We start from the raw sequence: 18,896 nt of genomic DNA, 5'->3' as shown, positions 1-18,896 counted from the left end.
GTGATGTAGTTTCCCGTAGCAACTACCCTATGCCATGGGCGGCGGCCTTCACAGACGGCTGGTTCAGCCGAGGACAAGCAGTTTCCGGAAGCCGGCGGGCGATCCCGGAGTCAGGCGCGCGGCGTGAGTGTCAGCAGGACGGCCTCAGGCTTGCAGGCGATACGGACGGGCGCAAAGCGGGACGTGCCGATCCCGCCCGAGACGTTGACCGGCGTCGTACGTCCGTTGCTGCTCCAGTCATGGAGCCCTTTGGCCCGCCACGTGGGGATGTCGCAGTTGGCGACGACGGCACCGTACCCTGGGATGCACAGCTGGCCGCCGTGCGTGTGGCCGGCCAGGAGCAGGTCCGCGCCGTCCTCGGTGAAGTGGTCCAGGACGCGCTGGTAGGGGGCGTGGATGACGGCGACGCGGAGATGGTCCTTGGCATTCTGGCCGCGGGTGCCGCGCGGCCAGCCGGCGTACCGTTCGCGGTTGAGGTGCGGATCGTCTACACCGGAGAAGTCGAACCGCATGCCCTGCAGAACGAGTGACTGGTGCCGGTTGGTCAGGTCGACCCAGCCGCCCATGCCGAAGCCGGCCCGGAGCCGGGGCCAGTCAAGTTCCTCCCGGTCCGGCGCCGCCTTGGAGGGGCCCAGCAGATAGCGGGCGGGGTTCTTCAATTTCGGGGCGTAGTAGTCATTGGAGCCCGGAACAAACACGCCCGGGAATTCCATGAGCGGCGCCAGCGCGTTGATCAGCGGGTCCACGGCCTTGGGATGGCTGAGGTTGTCACCCGTGTTCACCACCAGGTCCGGCCTGAGTGCCGCGAGTGACTGCAGCCACGCGGCTTTGGCCTTCTGGCCGGGGACAAAGTGGATGTCGCTCAGGTGCAGGATGCGGAACGGTGCCCTGCCGGCGGGGAGGATCGGGAGGGTCTCCTCGCGGAGGACGAACTGGTTCTTTTCCCACAGCCCGTAGGCCGTGGCGGCGACGGCGGCCGCGGTCCCGGCGCCTGCGGTGACGGCAAAGCCGCGCCCGATGCTGCGGACGCGGCTTGCCAGCTGTGAAAGGTCAGCCACGGTCAGTCGTTCCCCCTGTTACCGTTTCCGTTTCCGTTTCCGTTATTGCCGGTGTCGCCGGTGCTTCCACCTGTGCTGCCGCCGGTGTTACCTCCCGTGTTGCCGCCAGTGTTGCCGCCCTGGGAGGGGTTGTTCGGGACCGTGGGCTGGAACTGCGGCGTGCCGTAAAGCAGGTTCGACGGCGGTTCCGGGAAAGGTTCGGTGCCGTAGCCGGGAGCGATGTCCGCCATGAACCGGGAGAACATGGGCCCGGCGATCATGTAGCCGTCGATGCCCGTGTAGAACTTGCCGTTGACCGTCACGTTCTGGCCGGCCCGGTCCTGGGCGCCTAGTGCGTCGCCGAACCAGGCGGCCGTCGCGAGGCCCATGGTGTGGCCGACAACCCAGGTGGAGCCGTTGTTGTTGGAGGTACCGGTCTTGGCCGCGATCGGGAAGTTGGTCCGGGTGGAGATCCGCGGCTCGATCAGGGAGCCGGAGCCTTCGTTGAGGACCTGCTGGAGGGCGTAGTTCACGCCGCGCGCCACCTCGGGCTTGAGGGCGTCCCGGCAGGCGGGGGCCTGCGCGGGGAGCTGGGCCCCGGTGTGGTCGGTCACGGACGTGATGGCGATCGGGGCGCAGTACTTGCCGTCGTTGGCGAACGTGGCAAAGGCCGTGGCCATCGTCAGCGGCGCCGTCTGCGTGGAGCCCAGCAGGTTGCCAAGGGTGGTCATGGTGATGCTCGGGTTCGCGTCGACCACCGCGTTGGTGTCCTTGTCACGGGCCGGCAGGCCGCCGTGCAGTCCGACGGCGTCCACGATCTTCTGGATTCCGCACAGGTCAACCTGCGCCGCCGAGGCGAACGTTGCCGTGTTGATGGAGTTCTTCAGGCCGTCCAGCACGCTCATGTTCCGGTAGTAGCCTTCTTCGGCGTTCTGGAGGTCATCAGTGCCGTTCGTGCTGTCATACCAGCCCACTGTGGGGGTGGGGCAGGTGTTCTGCCACGGGAAGTTCTGCGGGTAGCGGCGCTGGGCGGCGTTGACGATGGTGTTCATCGACTTGCCTTCATTCAGCCACTCGGCAAACGTGAACGGCTTCATCGTGGAGCCAGGCTGTGCACCGCCGAGGCCGTTAAGGTCGTTGCCCTGGTCGTCGTACTGGTCCACGTTGAAGTTGATCTGGGACTCGAACTTGCCCTTGCCGGCAAACCACGCGGTGTTCTGGGCCATGTTGGTGATCTTGCCCGTGCCCGGTTCAACCGATACCAGGGCAGCGCCCCACTTGTCCGGGTTCGCACCGGCGGCCGCGTTCACCTGGTCCTGGGCAACCTTCTGCGCCTTCGGGTCCAGGGTGGTCTTGATGGTCAGGCCGCCGCGGAACACCTTCTTCTCACGCTCGGTGGCATCCGCCCCGTAGGCCGGGTTGTTGAGCAGGAGGTGAAGGACGTAGTCGCAGAAGTACGGGGCGGTGGGCGAGTAGGCGCAGCCCTGCCGTGCCGGGGTCACCTTCGGCGTGACCGGAGTGGCGACGGCGGCGGTGTACTGGGCCTTGGTGATCTTGCGGTGGGTGAGCATGGCGCTCAGCACCAGGTCCCGGCGCTTCTTGGCGCTGTCCGGATTGGTGATGGGGTCGAAGGCCGAGGGGCTGTTCACCAGGCCGGCGAGCAGCGCAGCCTGGGGGAGGGTGAGGTCCTTGGCGGTGGTGCTGAAGAAGAACTTGGAGGCGGCCTCAATACCGTATGCGTCACGGTTGAAGAAGACGATGTTCAGGTAGCCCTCAAGGATCTGTTCCTTGCTGAACTTCTTTTCCAGGGCGATTGCGAGCTTCATCTCGCGGAGCTTGTCGCCGACGCCCTTGTTCACGCCGTTGAGCTTGATCTCGTCGGCGTTGCCCTCAGCCTCAAGGTTGGCGTTCAGGACGTTGTTGACGTACTGCTGCGTGATGGTGGAGGCACCCTGCTTGTTGCCGCGCGCCGTGCTGACGAGGGCTCGGAGGATGCCGGTGGTGTCCACGCCGCCATGTTCGTAGAACCGGCTGTCCTCAATGGCGATCACCGCGTCCTTCATGTACGGGGAGATCTGGTCCAGCTCGACCCGGGTGCGGTTCTCCGCGTACAGGTTGGCGATCACGCTCCCGTCGGCGGCCAGGACCTTGGTGGACTGGCTGGGCGGGTCCACCTGGAGCTCTGCCGGCAGGGTGTCAAAGAATTCGATCGAGCCACTGGCCGTGCTGCCCGAGACGGCGGCTGCCGGAACCAGCAGGCCAGCCACGAGGACGCCACAAATAGCGCTCACGCCAAGGAATCCGAAAATTTTACCGAGGGTGGTGGCCGTGTCGAATATGGGGTTCTTACGAGTCGCCATGTTCTCCAGTTTACCGGCAACGATTAGGCTTTATTTCATGACCAAATGGGAGTACGCCACGATTCCGCTCATCATCCACGCCACGAAGCAGATTCTTGACCAGTGGGGAGACGACGGCTGGGAGCTTGTCCAGGTAGTCCCCGGACCCGACGGCAACGGCCTTGTCGCCTACCTTAAGAGGGAGAAGCAGTAGCATGACCACCCCGCAGGAAACCGCTTCCAGCACTGAAACGGCGCCTTCGTCCGCCGTCGAGCAGCGTCTCGCTGAGCTGGGTCTGACCCTCCCGGAAGTTGCCGCGCCCGTCGCCGCGTACGTGCCGGCCGTCGTCTCCGGCAACCACGTTTACACCTCCGGGCAGCTGCCGTTTATTAACGGCAAACTCGAAGCTACGGGCAAGGTGGCCGCCGGCTCCGAGGGCACCTCGGACGAGCCGACTGTGTCGCCGGAAGACGCGAAGGCCTACGCCGCCGTCTGCGCGGTGAACGCCCTGGCAGCGGTAAAGAGCGTCATCGGCGACCTCGACCGCATCACCCGCATTGTCAAGGTTGTGGGCTTCGTCTCCTCCGATCCTTCCTTCACCGGACAGCCCGGCGTCATCAACGGTGCGTCCGAGCTCCTGGGCCGGGTCTTTGGTGACGCTGGGCAGCACGCCCGTTCCGCCGTCGGCGTTTCTGTCCTGCCGCTCGACTCTCCCGTGGAAGTCGAACTGATCGCCGAATTCAGCTAGGGAGCAGTCGGTTCCTTTGCCTCACCTAGCACGCCGGGTGTTTGTTCTTCCTCCCGATCTTGAGGGGGCGGCACGCAGCTGGCTCGAACACGGCGAACGGACTCCGCGAGCCCCCCGCCTGGCTTCATCAGTGGTGCTTCTCCGGGACTCACCCGCCGGCCTGGAAACCTGGCTCGGTTACCGTCCCGGAGAATCGCCGCTCGGCGTCGTTGCCTTTCCGGGCGGATCGCTGGACGCCTCCGACGACGACCCCATCGGCTGGCTGGGGCCTTCGCCCCAGCACTGGGCCGAGCAGATGGGAACGGACGACGTCGGACTGGCCCGCCGCCATGTGGTTGGCGCGGTCCGCGAACTGTTTGAGGAAACCGGTGTGCTACTGGCGGGCCCGGACCTGTCCTCCACTGTGGAGGCGACGTCCACGCCCGAATGGATGAAGGCGCGGGAAGCCGTGGCCGTGCAGGAAAAGTCGTTCAACGAGATCCTGTCCATCCGCGGCCTGTCCATCCGCACCGACCTGCTCAAGCCGCTCGTGAACTGGCTCAGCCCTGACTTTGCGCACCGGCGCTTCAACACCCGCTATTTCGCCGCCACCGTCCCCATGAACCAGCAGCCATCCCTGCTGGAGAGCAAAGGAGTCTGGGGGCGCTGGGTGTCGGCCACCAAGGTTGTTGCCGAACGGGACACCACGGCCCTGGGCGACGAGGTGGGCCAGGAGAACACCGTGGGCCTCACCCTCGGCCAGCTCATGGTCCCTGGCTCCGAGATCATGCTGGAGAAGATGGCGAAAGCCAACGGCTGCATAGCCTACCTCAGCTACAAGCGCACCCCGCACGTCTATCAGCCCCGCCTTGTCGACGAAAACGGCACGCTCATGCTCGAAGTCGAGGCGGCCAAGACGGTAGCAGGAGAGCCCCAGCGGGAACGCTAGGCCTCTTCCGTCTGCTTTGGTCACCTCCGCCGGTGGTGACGAAACGCCGATGGTGAGCTGTCGGTAGCAATCACGTGAGTTAAAAGCGAAAGGCCGCCCGAGATGAACGGGCGGCCTTTTGCTGTTGTGAACTAGCGGGAGCGCTGGCGGAGGCGCTGCATGTCCAGGATGACTACGGCGCGGGCCTCGAGGCGGAGCCAGCCGCGCTGGACGAACTCGGCCAGTGCCTTGTTGACGGTCTCGCGGGAGGCGCCAACCAGCTGGGCCAGCTCTTCCTGGGTGAGCTCGTGTGCCACCAGGACACCGTCGGTGGCGGGACGGCCGAACCGGTCGGCGAGGTCCAGGAGGGCCTTGGCGACGCGGCCAGGCACGTCGGAGAAGACGAGGTCGGAGAGGGAGTCGTTGGTGCGGCGGAGGCGGCGGGCCAGGGCCTGCAGCAGCTGGGCCGAGACCTCGGGGCGGGTCCGGAGCAGGGAGTTCAGGCTCTCGTTCTTGAGGCCGGCGAGGCGGGTCTCGGAGACGGCGGTGGCCGTGGCGGTCCGCGGGCTCGGGTCGAACAGGGCCATCTCGCCGAAGAGTTCACCCGGGCCGAGGATGGCCAGCAGGGACTCGCGGCCGTCGGGGGAGGTGCGGCCGAGCTTTACCTTGCCGGAGACGATGAAGTACAGCTGGTCACCCTGGTCGCCCTCGCGGAAGACGGACGCGCCGCGGGACAGGTCGACCTCGGTCAGTTCGTCCGTCAGCAGGCGGAACGCGTCGTCGTCCAGAGTGGCGAAAAGGGGTGCGCGGCGCAGTACCTCGATGTCCATGAATTCTCCTGAGTAAAAGTGTCGTCTAGGGCGCTTGTGCCATTGTTTCAGAATTTTCAACGGTCTGTGACGTACTTGGCAGCTGAAACGCCCTAGAAGTCGCCGCAAGACCAGCGCCGGCGCCGGGCATCCACGGCAAATTGTCAGACTTCGCCAGTAGAATCGGGACTCAGCTGCTTTTGAGGAGACCCGGTGTTTGGCCTGACCGTTCTGGACCTTGCGTTGATTCTCACGCTTTTGTCCTATCTCATTTACGGCCTGCGCAACGGCTTCCTGGTGACCGTCGGCGGCCTTGCCGGTTTTGCGGCCGGTGCCGTGGCCGCCTTTCTCTCCGTTCCGCTGGTCAGCGACTTCGTGGAGGACAGCGGGTGGCGCCTGACCGCCATCGTCGGCACGGCCGTCCTTCTGGTGGTCCTCGGCAACGCATTGGGCACGATGGTCGGGCGCAGCATCCGCAGCGCCGTCCGGATGAGACCGCTCCGGGCTGTGGACCGGCTCATCGGCGGGGCGGTGAACCTCATAGTGTCCGCGCTGGTCATGTCCATGCTGGCCTTCAGCATCAGTGCACTCGGTGTGCCCTTCGTTTCGCAGCAGCTGGCCGAATCCAAGGTGATCCGTTTCATAGACGGAATGACGCCCAACCCGGTCAAGTCCGCCATGGCCCAGCTGCGCTCGGCGGTGATCGGCAACGGGATCCCGACGCTCATCGAGGGCATCGGGCAGGACCAGCAGGTCCCCGTTCCCAACGCCAACACGGACACCCCGGCACTGAACAGGGCAGCCGGTTCGGTCCTGAAGATCGCCGGAACCGCGTTCCAGTGCGGGCAGAACCAGACCGGAACAGGCTTTGTGGTCTCGCCCGGACGCGTGGTGACCAACGCGCACGTCGTGGCAGGCGTGTCGCAGCCCGTGGTGGAGGTCCCCGGGGGCGGCGCCATGCCCGGCAGGGTTGTGTACTTCGACAGCAAGCGCGACCTCGCAGTCCTGGCCGTGGACGGACTGCCCACCGCGGCGCTGCCGCTCAGTTCCGACCTGCCCGCGGGAACCGCCGCCGCGGTCGCCGGCTACCCGCACGGCGGCCCCTACCAGTCCAAGCCGGCCACAGTGCAGGGCATCTCCACGGTGCTGGTGCCGGACATCTATGGCAACAACCCGGCTCCGGACGAGGTGTACAAGCTCGCGGGCGACGTCCAGCCGGGCAACTCGGGCGGGCCGCTGCTCACCACCAACGGGGAGGTGGCGGGCGTGATCTTCGCGAAGGCTACATCCAACGCTGCCTTGGGCTTCGCGATTCCGATGATCGACCTCCGGCCGGTGGCAGCAGAGGCACCGAGCCTCTCCAGCCCGGTATCGCCGGGACAGTGCATCCAGCAGTAGGGCCATCCGCCAGCACGGATCCGGCTAGAGCCAGTCCAGGCGCTGGCCGTGCGGGCCCGTGATGGCGACCGGCCGGCCGTCATGCTGCAGCAGGAAGTTCCCGCGGAGCCGGCCGGCGTCCATCTCCGGGACCACGGAGGAGCCGTCCTCCTGGAAGATCACCGTCTCGCCCTCGTTGGAGAGCCAGTGGCAGCCACGGTCACGCGCCAGGCCCTGCATGGTGGCCCGGAACTGCGCGCGCCCGTCAGCGCTGAGGTAACCCATGACGGCGCTGTGCAAGACCACCAGTGCGGCATCGGCGGGTGCCTGGGCGGCCAGCGACGGCAGCTGCGCGTTCAGATCGCCGGCCACCAGCAAAGGGGGATCCTCCCGGGCGACGGCAATGGCCCGCCGCAGCCGCTCGCGGCGGAACTCCTGCTCCGGCCAGATCAGCGCCTCAAGCCAGGCGACGTCGTCGGGATTCCGCACGTCAAGGGGGTTCAGATCAATCCCGGCCCGCCACACCACCTCCGGAAGGCTGTCCGGCAGGGGAACGGGGCCGGATGTCCTGCAGTGCAGGACAGGAGGCTCCGGGCGTTCGCCGGATCCATGGGGACCCACCCGCGTAACCGTTCCGCCGTCGTCGAACTCATAGCTGTAGCGGTCCGGGAACAGGGCGAGCCCCGCGGAGGCGCCCACCTCGATCAGGGCGAGCGGCCGGCCCTCGGTGGCGGCGATCACCGCAAGCGAGGGAAGCAGGGTGGCGCAGCGGCCCACCTCGTTGGTCTGGGTTGCGCGGGACAGGACGATGCGCGAGACCTCGTCCCAATGCTCGTCCAGGAACCTCCGGAACTCTGCGTACGGGGACATTCCGGCGCCGAGGAAGCGGGCCGCGGCGAGCATCAGCAGGGGCTGCCGCTTGTTGTACGGCCATTCGTCGATCCGGGCGATCAGCTCGGGATCGCCGGCGATGTGCACGGACCAGTCGGCGTAGCAGGGTGAGGAACCGGGGGCATCAACGGTGCCGAAGTGCCGGTACCACTCCGCGGTCCCGGTGCCTGACCCCGCCGCCGGCATGGTCAGGCCTTGCCGGCGTTCAGGTCGGCGAGGTACTCCACGGCGAACCGGTAACCCATAATCCCGGCGCCGGCGATCACGGCCTTGCTGATGTCCGAGAGGTAGGAGTGGTGGCGGAATGGCTCGCGGGCGTGCACGTTGGTGATGTGGACTTCCACCGCGGGAACCTGGACCGCGGAGATGGCGTCCCGGATGGCAACCGAGGTGTGGGTGTAGGCCCCGGCGTTCAGCACAATGCCGATGGCCTTGCCGCGGGCGGCGTGTATGGCGTCCACCAGCGCGCCTTCATGGTTGGACTGGAAGCACTCGACGTCCAGGCCGTGGGCGGCGGCGGCGTCCTTGGCGAGCCGTTCGACGTCGGCCAGGGTGGCCGTGCCGTACTTCTCCGGTTCGCGGGTGCCGAGGAGGTTCAGGTTGGGGCCGTTCAGGACGAGGATGGTGCCGCGGCCGGCTTCGGTGGCGGAGGGGGCTTCAGTCATGACTGCCAATCTATCGCGTCCGGTTGCCGTGCCGTGCAACCGCTCACGCTGGGCAGCCAACTAGCGCCCGTCTTAGCCGGCGTAGCCATTGGGGTTGTTTTTCTGCCAGCGCCAGTGGTCCTCGCACATCTGGTCCAGCGACCTGGTGGTGGACCAGGAGAGGTCGGCCATGGCGGAGGTGGCGTCCGCCCAGAAGGCGGGCAAATCTCCCGGCCGCCGGCCCGTGATCTCGTACGGGATGGAGGTGCCCAATGCTTTTTCAAAGGAGCGCAGGACTTCCAGCACCGAGGACCCGGTACCCGAACCGAGATTCCAGCGGTACACGCCGGCCTTTCCCGCAATGTGATTCAGGGCTGCCACGTGGCCTTCGGCGAGGTCGACGACGTGGATGTAGTCGCGCAGGCACGTTCCGTCGGGCGTGTCGTAGTCGCCGCCGAACACCATGAGCTTTTCACGGCGGCCTACGGCCACCTGCGCGATGAAGGGCACGAGGTTGTTGGGGATGCCCTGCGGGTCTTCGCCGATCCGCCCCGAGGGGTGGGCGCCCACCGGGTTGAAGTAGCGCAGGAGGGCGATGTTCCAGCGGCTGTCCGCGGCGCCAAGGTCGGAGAGGATGTCCTCGATCTGTTCCTTCGTGCGCCCGTAGGGGTTGGTGGCGCCAATTTCCATCTTCTCCACGTACGGAACGGCGTTGTGCGCGCCGTAGACCGTGGCCGAGGAGCTGAAGACGATCGAGCGGACGCCGTGACGGTCCATTGCGCGGATCAGGTTCAGGGTGCCCACGAGGTTGTTGTAGTAGTACTTCACCGGTTCGTGGACCGATTCGCCCACGGCCTTGAGCCCCGCGAAGTGAATGACGGCGTCAATGTCGTGCTGTCCGAAGACGGCGTCGACGGCCGGCTCGTCCAGGAGGTCCGTGTGGTGGAATGCAGCCTGCTTGCCTGTGAGCCCGGCGACCCGCTGCAGCGATTCGCTGCTGGAGTTGGCGAGGTTATCGATGACCACCACGTCATGGCCGGCTTCCTGCAGGGAGAGGACGGTGTGGGAACCGATGTACCCGGTGCCGCCAGTGACCAGAATCTTCATAGGTGTTCCGTTCGTCTGAAATGGAGCCTGCCCGGCGCCCCCGCCAGTCCGGGGCGGGGACGCAGGGGACTGGCGGGGACACCGGGGCAGGCTTCACTGATCGGGTTAGAGCGCCGTGACCTGCAGGACCAGGCTGTGCTCCGGGTTCAGGTTGGGCATCGGCAGCCCGACCTCGGACAGGAAGCGGCCGCTGGCTTCGGCGCCGGAGCCCAGCCAGGCCGGCGGCTGGATCTGGGTGAAGGTGTGGCCGTAGTCGGCGTCCCCGGCGACGGGGAAGATGGCTTCCACCCGGTAGCGGCGTGCCCCGTCCAGTCCGGGCAGCGCAACCCGGCCCGGCTGCTCCGCGAACGAGGTGCGAGTGCTGACCAGGGCGAACAGGGCCGCGGTCGTGCCCGCAGCAGCACCAGCAAGCTGAGCTGAGCTGGCCACCACACCGTGCAGCATGAGCGAATCGTCGGGGACGTCGGCACGGACCACCCGGCCGCTGTGGATGAGCCCGCGGTGTTCCTTGTAGAGGGCGATGAACCGCTTCAACTCCTCGCGCTCGTCGCCCTGCATCTCCCGGACGTCCCACTCCATCCCGAAGTGGCCGAACAGCGCGGTGATGGCCCGGAAGGACAGGTCGTGCGTACGGGCGGTGGTGTGGGAGGTGGTGGGGCCGACGTGGCCGCCGACGAGTTCGGGCGGAACCACGACGCCGGTCCAGCGCTGGATGGTCTGCCGTTCCAGGGCGTCGTTGCAGTCCGAAGCCCAGATCCGGTCGGTGCGCTCCAGAATGCCCAGATCCACGCGGGCCCCGCCGGAGGAACAGCTTTCAATCTCGACGCCGGGATGGGCCTTCCGCAGCTCGTCGAACAGGCGGTAGGCGGCGAGGGTCTGGGCGTGGACGGACGAGCGTCCGGCGTGCCCATGCTCGGTGAGGTCGCGGTTCTGGTCCCACTTCAGGTAGCTGATGTTGTTCCCGCGCAGCAGGGCATCGATCCGGTCAAAGATGTACTGCCACGCCTCCGGGTTCACCAGGTCGATGATGTGCTGGTTCCGCCATGCCAGGGGCAGGCGCCCACCGTCCTTGTGGGATACGGCCGCCGGTCCCACGATCCAGTCCGGGTGCGCCCGCGCCACGTCCGAGTTGAGGTTGATCATCTCGGGCTCCACCCACAGGCCGAACTCCATGCCCCGGGAGGTGACGGCGTCGATGAGCGGCGTCAGCCCGTCCGGCCAGAGCGTCTCGTCCACGAACCAGTCGCCGAGGCCCGCGGTGTCGTCGCGGCGGCCGCGGAACCAGCCGTCGTCCAGGACGAAGCGCTCCACGCCGAGGTCGGCGGCCGAGTCCGCGAGTTCGATCAGGGTGTCCAGGTTGTGGTCGAAGTAGACAGCCTCCCACGTGTTCAGCACCACCGGGCGCGGCTTACCGGTGGGCTTGCCGCCGCCCGCCGCCGGAAGCACGTGGTGCGGGCGGGAACGGAACCAGCTGTAGAACGCCTCGCTGATGCCGTCCAGGCCGCGGCCCGAGTAGGCGGCGAAGAGCTTGGGTGTGGTGTAGCCGGCGCCCGGTTCGAGGATGACCTCGGCCGGGCCCAGCAGTTCGGAGCCGCCGATCATGGTGCGGCCGTCGCCGATGGTGTCAGCGAACTGTTCGTGATTGCCGCTCCAGGCCAGGTGGGTGGCCCAGACCCGGCCGTGGCGGTTGCCGAAGCCGGCCGTGCCGGCCGCGAACAGCAGCGAGGAGTCGTGCCCGGTCCGCCCGTGCCGGCCGGAACGCACCCAGGTGCCCTGCTGGATGGGGCGGCGCTGCGGGTGCCGTTCCCGGCACCAGCGGCCGGTCAGGTCGAGAAGTTCGACGGCGTCCGGAGCCACCGGGAGAACGGTGGCCAGTTCGTCCAGCTGGAACGGCGACGTTCCGGTGTTGGTGACGGTGTGCTGCAGCTCCAGCAGGCCGCCGTCGTGCAGGGTAAGGGAGGACTGGACAGTGATGCCGGCGTCGGCGTCCTGCTGGACGACGGCGGCGGAGCTGCCGGCCAGTTCGGCGTGGACCGCGCGCAGCCGAACAGAAAAATCGAGCCCGGAGGCGCCGTCGGCAATCCTGTGGCCGCGCAGCGCCGGCCGGCCGCGCCAGCTGGAGGACGCCTGGGGGAGCAGTCCCGCCGGGACGGTGACGTCGATGGCGGAGTTGGTGATCGCCGGCGTGAGGATGGACAGGTCAGGGAGTTCGCTGCCAAGGTCGGCGCCCCAGTGGATCACCTCGGCCTCCCCGCTGTCGAAGCTGATCACCAGGCTGGTGCCGGCGGAACGGAGGTGCAGGGGATCCATACGTAAGTCTCTTTCGTGGTTTAGCAGGTAGCTAGAAGGTGGTGCGGGGCCGGCCGCGGCATCCGCGGTCCCGGCCCCGCCGGTGGTGCTGGCTGGATTCGCCGGGCTTTTATTTATGCCCGGTTGAATCCCTACTTGAAGAGGGCGTTGACCTGGCTGTTGGCGTCGGTCAGGGAACTGGCCGGCTGCTTGCCGGAGACCACGGCGTCCATGGCAGGCTCCATGATGCCCTTGACCTTGGCGGTGTTGTCAGTGATGGGGTACAGGAAGGTGGTCTTGTTCTTTACCTGGTCGGTGAAGGCCGTGACGTCGACGCCCTTGGCCTTGAACGCTGCAGAGGCCTTGTCTGACGATGCCTTAAGGGCGGGGAAGACGACAGCCTTGGACGCAACGACGTCCTGGCACGGTGCGGAGGCAAGGTACTCCACCCACTTGATGGCTGCGTCCTTCTTCTTGGTTCCGGCCCAGACCGAGTCGGCCAGGCCGTTGAACATCGACGCACGCTTGCCCTCCGGGCCCGCCGGAGTGGGGGCGATGCCCACCTCGATGCCCTTGTAGCCGGTGTACTGGCCGATCATCCACGAACCGTGGGCATTGATGGCCGACTTGCCGGCAGCGAACGTGTCGGCCATGGCCGCGCCGACGGTGGACTCAAGCTTGGGCATGTACCCCTTCTTGACCAGTCCGGCGAACCAGTCGATGGAGGACTGGAACTTGGGGTCGTCGTAGTTGTAGTGCGTGCCCCACGGGTTTTTGTCGGTGTGGGACCAGCCGGTGGTGTTGGTCAGGTAGCTCCACTCGGTTTGGCCGGAGGAGTCGCCGCCGCCGTTGAGTCCTAGGCCGTAGACGGCCACGTTGTTCTTGTCGAAGCCGGCTTCATCGCCGCGCTTGCCGTTCTTGTCGACGGTCAGGCGGGCGATGACCTTCTCGTACGTTCCGCCGTCCTGCGGGTTCCAAGTCAGGTTCTTCAACTGGTCCTCGGAGATGCCGGCCTTGGCGAGCATGGCCTTGTTGTAGAAGAGCCCGATGGTGTCCCAGTCCTTCGGCAGGCCGTAGCGCTTGCCGTCCTGGCCAACCCAGAGGTCCGCGAGGCCCTCGTTGTAGGCTGTCAGGTCCACGTTGTCCTTCTTGACGGCGTCGTCAATGGGCAGCAGCTGCTTGTTCTCGGCGAGTTCGCCGTAGCGTCCGAGATGGTTGGTAAAGACGTCGGGGGCCGTGCCGCCGACAAACCCGTTGGTGAGCGTGCTCCAGTAGTCGTCCCAGCCGCGCTGGGTGATCTTGACCTTGATGTCGGGGTTGGCCTTGGTGAAGTCGTCGGCGCACTGCTGGTAGGCGGGCAGCTGGTTGGCGTCCCAGAGCCAGTAGCTGATCTCGCCCTTGGCCGATTCTGCGGAGGATCCTGAACCGCCGCAGGCGGAGAGGGAGAGCGCCATGGCGGCGGCGACGGCGACGGTGCCGAGGGATTTCTTCATCATGTTCTTTCCGTTCGGGTGGGGTGGAGGAGGAGCAGGGGGGTGTTTATTTGATTCCGGAGAATCCGATGGAGTTGACGATCTTCTTGCCGAAGGCGGCGAAGAGGACCAGGACAGGCAGCGCCGAGACCAGGGTGGCGGCCATGAGGCCGGACCAGTCCGGTGCGCCCTGCGGGGACTGCGACTTGAAGACGCCGAGTCCCACCTGAAGGACGCGTACGTCGTCCTGGGATCCGACCAGCAGGGGCCAGAAATATTCGTTCCACTGGCCGATGAAGGTCAGCAGCGCAAGGGTGGCGATGGGTGCAGCGGCGTTGGGGAGAACGATCTGGAAGAAGATGCGCAGGTGCTTGGCGCCGTCGAGCATGGCTGCCTCCTCAACTTCGCGGGACATGTTCAGGAAGAACTGCCGGAGGAAGAAGATTGCGAACGGCGTCATGAAGACATAGGGGAGGACCATCCCGAGCATCGTGTTGAGCAGGTCCAGGTTTTTGATCAGGAGGAAGTTGGGCAGGGCCGTGAAGATCGGCGGGACCAGCATGGTGCCCAGGAAAAGGCTGAACACCGCGTTCCGGCCCTTCCAGCGGAGCCGGGCGAAGGCGTAGGCAGCCATCGCGCTGAAGAACACGGCCCCGGCGGTGGTGATGGAGGAAAAGACGACCGAGTTGCGCAGGTACAGCCAGAAGTCGATGGCGGCACCGGAGCCGCCCTCCGCGACGGCGTCGGCCGGGCTCTGCAGCCCGAAGACGCGCATGAAGGCGCCAACTGTGAAGTCTGCAGGGAGCAGGCTGGCCGATTGGGTGGCCAGCGCCCCGTTGGTGGACAGTGCGGTCCGGAACACCCAGAGGAACGGGAGCACCGAGACGGCGATGGCGAGGGCCAGCAGGGCCCAGGCGCCCGCACGGCGGGCGTTAAAGGTACGACGGCGGGTGGTTGCGCGGCGCGGTGCGGTGGCCTGCTGCGGTGCACGGCTGGTGGTGGTCATGCGGGACTCCTTAGTCCAGGTCCGACTCGTTGCCCCGGAGGAACTTCATCTGGATGAAGGCAACGAGGGCGAGGATGAGGAAGAGGATGACGGCGATGGCGGATCCGTAGCCGAAGTCCGACTCGGTGAAGGCACGCTGGTAGATGTAGTACTGGATGACGCGGGTGGCGTTGACCGGTCCGCCCTGCGTGGTTACTGCCACGGTGTCGAAGACCTGGAAGGAACCGATCACGGTGACCACCAGGACCAGGACCAGGACCGGGCGAAGCAGCGGCAGGGTGATCTTGCGGAAGGTCTGGAACGGTGACGCGCCGTCCAGTTTGGCCACTTCGTAGAGGTGCTGCGGGATGGCCTGGAGGCCGGCGAAGATCAGCAGTGCGGTGTAGCCCATGTGGCGCCACGTGTTGATCAGGGCCTGGGTGGGAATGGCCCACTCCTCGCTGCCGAAGAATGCGACGCGGGGGAGGCCTGCCCATTCGATGAACTGGTTCACGATGCCGATCTGGTAGTCCAGCATCCAAAACCACAGCAGTGCTGCGATGACGTTCGACATCAGGTAGGGCAGGAGCAGCGCACCCCGGACCAGGGTGGACTTTGCCACCCTGTCCATCAGGAGCGCCAGGACCAGCGCCAGCGCCGTCTGGAGTGCGATGTTCATGAGGACGTACTGGCCTGTGACGCCCAGAGAATTCCAAAACAGCGGGTCCTTGGCAATCGCCGCGTAGTTGTCCAGGCCCACCCACTCCGGGTCGCCAAGGATGTTGTACTCCGTGAAGCTCAGGTAGATCCCCCGGATGGTGGGCACTACGTAGAACAGGATGAAACCGATCATTGCCGGGGCGATGAAGAAGAGGGCGATCTTGAGGTCGCCGTACCGCCGGAGGCCGCCTCGGCGTTTGCTGCCGGACCGCGCCGGCCGCTGATCACTCCTGGCTGCTGGGTTCTTGGTAAGGGTGGTCATCATCGACCCTTCCTGGGTGTGTGATGGAACTAACAATCGCCAACGAATCTACACGAGTAGATGAGGGGGCGCAAGAAAAATTTTGTTGCCATTACTGCGCCGAAGTTCTGCAACGTTGCAGGCGTTGACTCGAGTAGATTTGGGTGCAAGACTGTGGCGCAGCATATGCGCGGGCCGTAAACGCGGCGCTGCCCAAACCTTGGAAGGCAGGAACAATGGCGTTTTCAATCGGAGTAGTCGGGGTCGGGCAGTTCGGTGCCCAGTTCGCCCATCTCTTTCACCTGCATCCCGGAGTCAGCGACGTCTTCGTGGTGGACGAGCGGCCGGAACGCGCCGCCGAGGCCATCGAACGTTACGGGCTGGCCGGCTCCCTTGGCACCTTCGACGAGCTGCTGGCGTCCGACGTCGACGCCGTCGCCATCTTCACGCAGCGGTGGACTCACGGGCCGCTGGTGGAGCGGGCGCTCCGCGCCGGAAAGCATGTCTACTCGGCGGTGCCCATGGCTGTCACCGAGGATGAGATCGCCAGGATCATCGACGCCGTCCGGGAGACCCGCAAGGTCTACATGATGGGCGAAACCAGCTACTACAACCCGGCCACGGTCTATGCGCGCCAGCAGCACGCGGCCGGCAAGTTCGGGCGGGTTTTCTACTCTGAGGGCGACTACGTGCACGACATGGACCTGGGCTTCTACGACGCCTACCAGTACAGCGGCGGCGAACGCTGGAAGGAGACGGCCAGCTACCCTCCAATGCTGTACCCGACCCACGCCATCGGAGGGGTCCTCGGCGCACTGCCGGCGCACGCCGTCAGCGTCAGCTGCGTCGGCGTGAAGGACGACCGCCAGGACGGCGTGTTCGACAAGGACATCAGCATGTTCGGGAACGACTTCTCCAACGCCACGGCGCTTTTTGAACTGAACGACGGCGGAGCCATGCGGACCAACGAGATGCGCCGGGTGGGCTACCCCTCGCACATCCGGGAATCACGGTTCCGCTTCTTCGGCACCGAGGCCGGCTTCGAGCAGCTGGCCAAGGTGACGGTCTGGCAGGACAAGGCCAACGTCCATGACATCTCCGAGCAGGTGGAGTCCCGGCCCAGCATGGCCCTGGACGACCCCTCGCTCGCCAACGTGGCGCCTGAGCTTCGGGATGCCTTCGTCTCCGGGCTTGCTCCCGTGCACGACAGCGACAGGCTGCCGGAGGAGTTCCGCGGCGCGCCCAACGGCCATGAGGGCAGCCACCACTTCCTCGTGGACGACTTCGTCACGGCCGTGAACACCGGGTCCCTGCCGCCTGTGAACGCCTGGACGGCCGCGCGCTTCACCCTTCCCGGCATCGTGGCGCACGAATCTGCCCGGCGCAACGGCGAACGCCTCCCCATCCGTGACTTCGGTGATGCCCCGGCCACGCTCTGATGCGGGCTGTGGCTAGCATGGACACCATGACCATTCCGGCAGTGCCCACCCCGCGTACCCAGGTGACCCGCAAGGATGTTGCGCGGTATGCCGGGGTGAGCACCGCCGTCGTCAGCTACGTGGTTAACGGCGGGCCGAAGAAGGTGGCGCCGGCCACCGAAGCGAAGGTCCAGGAAGCGATCCGGCAGCTGGGCTACCGCCCCAACGCCGCTGCCCGGGCCCTGAAGCTGGGCTCCAGCGAGACCATCGGCCTGGTCATTCCGGACAACAGCAACCCGTTTTTCTCCATGCTGGCCCATGCCGTGGAGGACGCGGCGGGCGCGCTCGGGTACGCCCTGGTGCTGACGAACTCGGACGGGAACCTGGCCAAGGAGCGCCGGAACATCCGGAACCTGGCGGCCCGGCAGGTGGACGGCGTGGTGCTGGCCAGCGTGCTGTTCGAGCCGGACCTGGCCGATCTGGAGACCGCCGAAATCCCGTCCGTGCTGCTCAGCCACAGCGGCAGTTCGGCGGGCGTCACCACGGTGGGCGTGGACCTGGCCAAAGGTGCACGCACCGCCGTCGAGCATCTGATCGGGCACGGCCATACCAACATCGGGCTGGCCATGGGCACCACCACGGGCAACGAGGCGGACGCCCGCGAAGAGGGCTGGGTGCAGGCGCTGAGGGGTGCCGGGCTGCCCGAAGGCCCCATCGCCCGCAGTGCCTTCACCCGGGTGGGCGGTTACGCCGCCGGGCAGCGGCTGCTGGCCTCCGGGCACCGGCCCACCGCCATCTTCGCCAGCTCGGACATGCAGGCCATCGGCATCCTCCGCGCGCTCCACGAGGCCGGCCTGTCCGTCCCAGGGGACATCGCGCTGGTCTCGTTCGACGGGTCGGAGGACGCGGAATACTCCTGGCCGACGCTGACCACGGTGGAGCAGCCCGTGCGCGACATGGCCGAAGCTGCCGTGCGGGCGCTGGTCGGAGCGGACCGCGGCGAGCCGGCACAGCACCGCGTCTTCCCGACGAAGCTCCTGGTCAGGCAGTCCTGCGGCTGCCCCTAGACAGCCCCTAGACGAGCCGCAGCCTGCCCACCCGGTCCCGGAGGATCCGCTGGGCGTCGGGGGACAAGCCGGAATCGCAGATCACCTCGTCGGCTTCCTCGAGTTTGGCGATGGTGCTGATTCCCTGGGTGCCCCATTTGGTGTGGTCCGCCAGGACCACCACCTTGCGGGAGGCGGCGATGAAGGCGCGGTTGGTTTCGGCCTCCAGGAGGTTCGGTGTGGTGTAGCCGGCCGCGGCGTCCATGCCGTGCACACCGAGGAACAGCAGGTCCAGGTTCAGCTGGCGCAGCGCCGCCGTCGCGATGGGTCCCACCAGGGCGTCCGACGGCGTGCGCTCGCCGCCGATGAGGATCACCGTTGAGGCGTGCCGTCCGGAGCCCGAGACGGACGCATGGTGGAAGAGGTCGGCGATTTTCACTGAGTTGGTCACTGCTGTGATCCGGGGGCCGCCGGCAAGTTCCTTGGCGAGCGCCCAGGTGGTGGTGCCGGCGCTCAGGCCCACCGCCATGCCCTCGTGGACCAGGGCGGCGGCCTCCACGGCAATGGCGCGCTTCTGTGCAGTCAGCTGCGTGGACTTCAGTTCGAACCCGGGCTCGTGCGTGCTGGCATCCCCGGGCAGCTTGGCTCCGCCATGGATCCGCTCAACCTGGCCGCTTTCCTCCAGCATCTCGATGTCGCGGCGCACGGTCATCAGGGACACGCCCAGCTGCTGGGCGAGGTCCGACACGCGGACCACCCGGTCGCGCCGGACGGCGTCCACGATCGATTGGTGGCGGGCCGCGGGAAGCATCGGGATCCTTTCACTCGGCAGGTCAGGGCAGGAGTGTTACTGCCCATCATCGCC

Annotated in this window: 17 protein-coding genes; 6 read left to right on the top strand and 11 right to left on the bottom strand. The window is 66.6% G+C overall.

Annotated features, from left to right (window positions below; all coding sequences use genetic code 11):
* Positions 1-110 precede the first annotated feature (110 nt).
* Both ACFTR6_RS12960 and ACFTR6_RS12955 read right to left on the bottom strand, forming a co-directional pair.
* On the bottom strand, positions 111-1,058 hold the full coding sequence (locus ACFTR6_RS12960) for a metallophosphoesterase (protein ID WP_076800410.1): 948 nt from the start codon (positions 1,056-1,058) through the stop codon (positions 111-113).
* A 2-nt stretch (positions 1,059-1,060) separates the two neighbouring features.
* A complete protein-coding gene (locus ACFTR6_RS12955; protein ID WP_377958219.1) occupies positions 1,061-3,397 on the bottom strand; it encodes a transglycosylase domain-containing protein in 2,337 nt (778 codons plus the stop codon).
* Positions 3,398-3,434: 37 nt separating this feature from the next.
* On the opposite strand from ACFTR6_RS12955, the gene ACFTR6_RS12950 reads away from it, so the two are divergent.
* The 3 genes from ACFTR6_RS12950 to ACFTR6_RS12940 are packed head-to-tail and all read left to right on the top strand — an operon-like array spanning position 3,435 to position 5,053.
* The gene (locus tag ACFTR6_RS12950; RefSeq protein WP_003797879.1) at positions 3,435-3,590 is read left to right on the top strand and encodes a DUF4177 domain-containing protein; all 156 of its coding nucleotides are present in this window, start codon (positions 3,435-3,437) and stop codon (positions 3,588-3,590) included.
* A 1-nt stretch (position 3,591) separates the two neighbouring features.
* Positions 3,592-4,125 carry a RidA family protein gene (locus tag ACFTR6_RS12945; RefSeq protein WP_087873831.1) on the top strand — a complete coding sequence of 178 codons (534 nt, stop codon included), beginning with the start codon at positions 3,592-3,594 and terminating at the stop codon, positions 4,123-4,125.
* 16 nt (positions 4,126-4,141) lie between these two features.
* On the top strand, positions 4,142-5,053 hold the full coding sequence (locus ACFTR6_RS12940) for an NUDIX hydrolase (RefSeq protein ID WP_377958218.1): 912 nt from the start codon (positions 4,142-4,144) through the stop codon (positions 5,051-5,053).
* Positions 5,054-5,184: 131 nt separating this feature from the next.
* On the opposite strand, the gene ACFTR6_RS12935 is transcribed toward ACFTR6_RS12940, so the two are convergent.
* Complete coding sequence (locus tag ACFTR6_RS12935; protein WP_003797871.1) at positions 5,185-5,862, bottom strand: Crp/Fnr family transcriptional regulator; 678 nt, start codon at positions 5,860-5,862, stop codon at positions 5,185-5,187.
* Between the two features lie 192 nt (positions 5,863-6,054).
* Between ACFTR6_RS12935 and ACFTR6_RS12930 the strand changes: the two genes are divergently transcribed.
* Entirely contained in the window at positions 6,055-7,239 is a 1,185-nt protein-coding gene (locus ACFTR6_RS12930) for a MarP family serine protease (RefSeq protein WP_377958217.1), read from the top strand.
* A gap of 24 nt (positions 7,240-7,263) precedes the next feature.
* Here the strand turns inward: ACFTR6_RS12930 and ACFTR6_RS12925 are convergent, their stop codons facing one another.
* The 7 genes from ACFTR6_RS12925 to ACFTR6_RS12895 form a co-directional block, all read right to left on the bottom strand.
* Positions 7,264-8,295 (bottom strand): DUF2332 domain-containing protein, encoded by a 1,032-nt coding sequence (locus ACFTR6_RS12925; protein WP_377958216.1) that lies wholly within the window; start codon positions 8,293-8,295, stop codon positions 7,264-7,266.
* A 2-nt stretch (positions 8,296-8,297) separates the two neighbouring features.
* Positions 8,298-8,774, bottom strand: coding sequence for a type II 3-dehydroquinate dehydratase (aroQ, locus tag ACFTR6_RS12920; RefSeq protein ID WP_377958215.1), 477 nt, complete (start codon positions 8,772-8,774; stop codon positions 8,298-8,300).
* Between the two features lie 72 nt (positions 8,775-8,846).
* A complete protein-coding gene (gene galE, locus ACFTR6_RS12915) occupies positions 8,847-9,860 on the bottom strand; it encodes a UDP-glucose 4-epimerase GalE (protein WP_377958214.1) in 1,014 nt (337 codons plus the stop codon).
* A 105-nt stretch (positions 9,861-9,965) separates the two neighbouring features.
* Positions 9,966-12,170 carry an alpha-galactosidase gene (locus ACFTR6_RS12910; RefSeq protein ID WP_377958213.1) on the bottom strand — a complete coding sequence of 735 codons (2,205 nt, stop codon included), beginning with the start codon at positions 12,168-12,170 and terminating at the stop codon, positions 9,966-9,968.
* Positions 12,171-12,301: 131 nt separating this feature from the next.
* A complete protein-coding gene (locus ACFTR6_RS12905; protein ID WP_377958296.1) occupies positions 12,302-13,642 on the bottom strand; it encodes an ABC transporter substrate-binding protein in 1,341 nt (446 codons plus the stop codon).
* A gap of 46 nt (positions 13,643-13,688) precedes the next feature.
* Positions 13,689-14,627, bottom strand: a complete 939-nt coding sequence (locus ACFTR6_RS12900) for a carbohydrate ABC transporter permease (protein ID WP_076800428.1) — start codon at positions 14,625-14,627, stop codon at positions 13,689-13,691.
* A gap of 10 nt (positions 14,628-14,637) precedes the next feature.
* Positions 14,638-15,588, bottom strand: a complete 951-nt coding sequence (locus ACFTR6_RS12895; RefSeq protein ID WP_377958295.1) for a carbohydrate ABC transporter permease — start codon at positions 15,586-15,588, stop codon at positions 14,638-14,640.
* Between the two features lie 215 nt (positions 15,589-15,803).
* On the opposite strand from ACFTR6_RS12895, the gene ACFTR6_RS12890 reads away from it, so the two are divergent.
* The gene (locus ACFTR6_RS12890) at positions 15,804-17,006 is read left to right on the top strand and encodes a Gfo/Idh/MocA family protein (RefSeq protein ID WP_377958212.1); all 1,203 of its coding nucleotides are present in this window, start codon (positions 15,804-15,806) and stop codon (positions 17,004-17,006) included.
* 26 nt (positions 17,007-17,032) lie between these two features.
* Positions 17,033-18,052 carry a LacI family DNA-binding transcriptional regulator gene (locus tag ACFTR6_RS12885; protein ID WP_377958211.1) on the top strand — a complete coding sequence of 340 codons (1,020 nt, stop codon included), beginning with the start codon at positions 17,033-17,035 and terminating at the stop codon, positions 18,050-18,052.
* 7 nt (positions 18,053-18,059) lie between these two features.
* Here the strand turns inward: ACFTR6_RS12885 and ACFTR6_RS12880 are convergent, their stop codons facing one another.
* Positions 18,060-18,842 carry a DeoR/GlpR family DNA-binding transcription regulator gene (locus tag ACFTR6_RS12880; RefSeq protein WP_377958210.1) on the bottom strand — a complete coding sequence of 261 codons (783 nt, stop codon included), beginning with the start codon at positions 18,840-18,842 and terminating at the stop codon, positions 18,060-18,062.
* Between the last annotated feature and the right edge of the window lie 54 nt (positions 18,843-18,896).

The sequence above is a fragment of the Arthrobacter sp. NPDC057009 genome, assembly GCF_042673905.1.
Lineage (GTDB): Bacteria > Actinomycetota > Actinomycetes > Actinomycetales > Micrococcaceae > Arthrobacter.
Note: the sequence above shows the minus strand (reverse complement) of the source record. Positions and strands in the feature narration are given on the sequence as shown.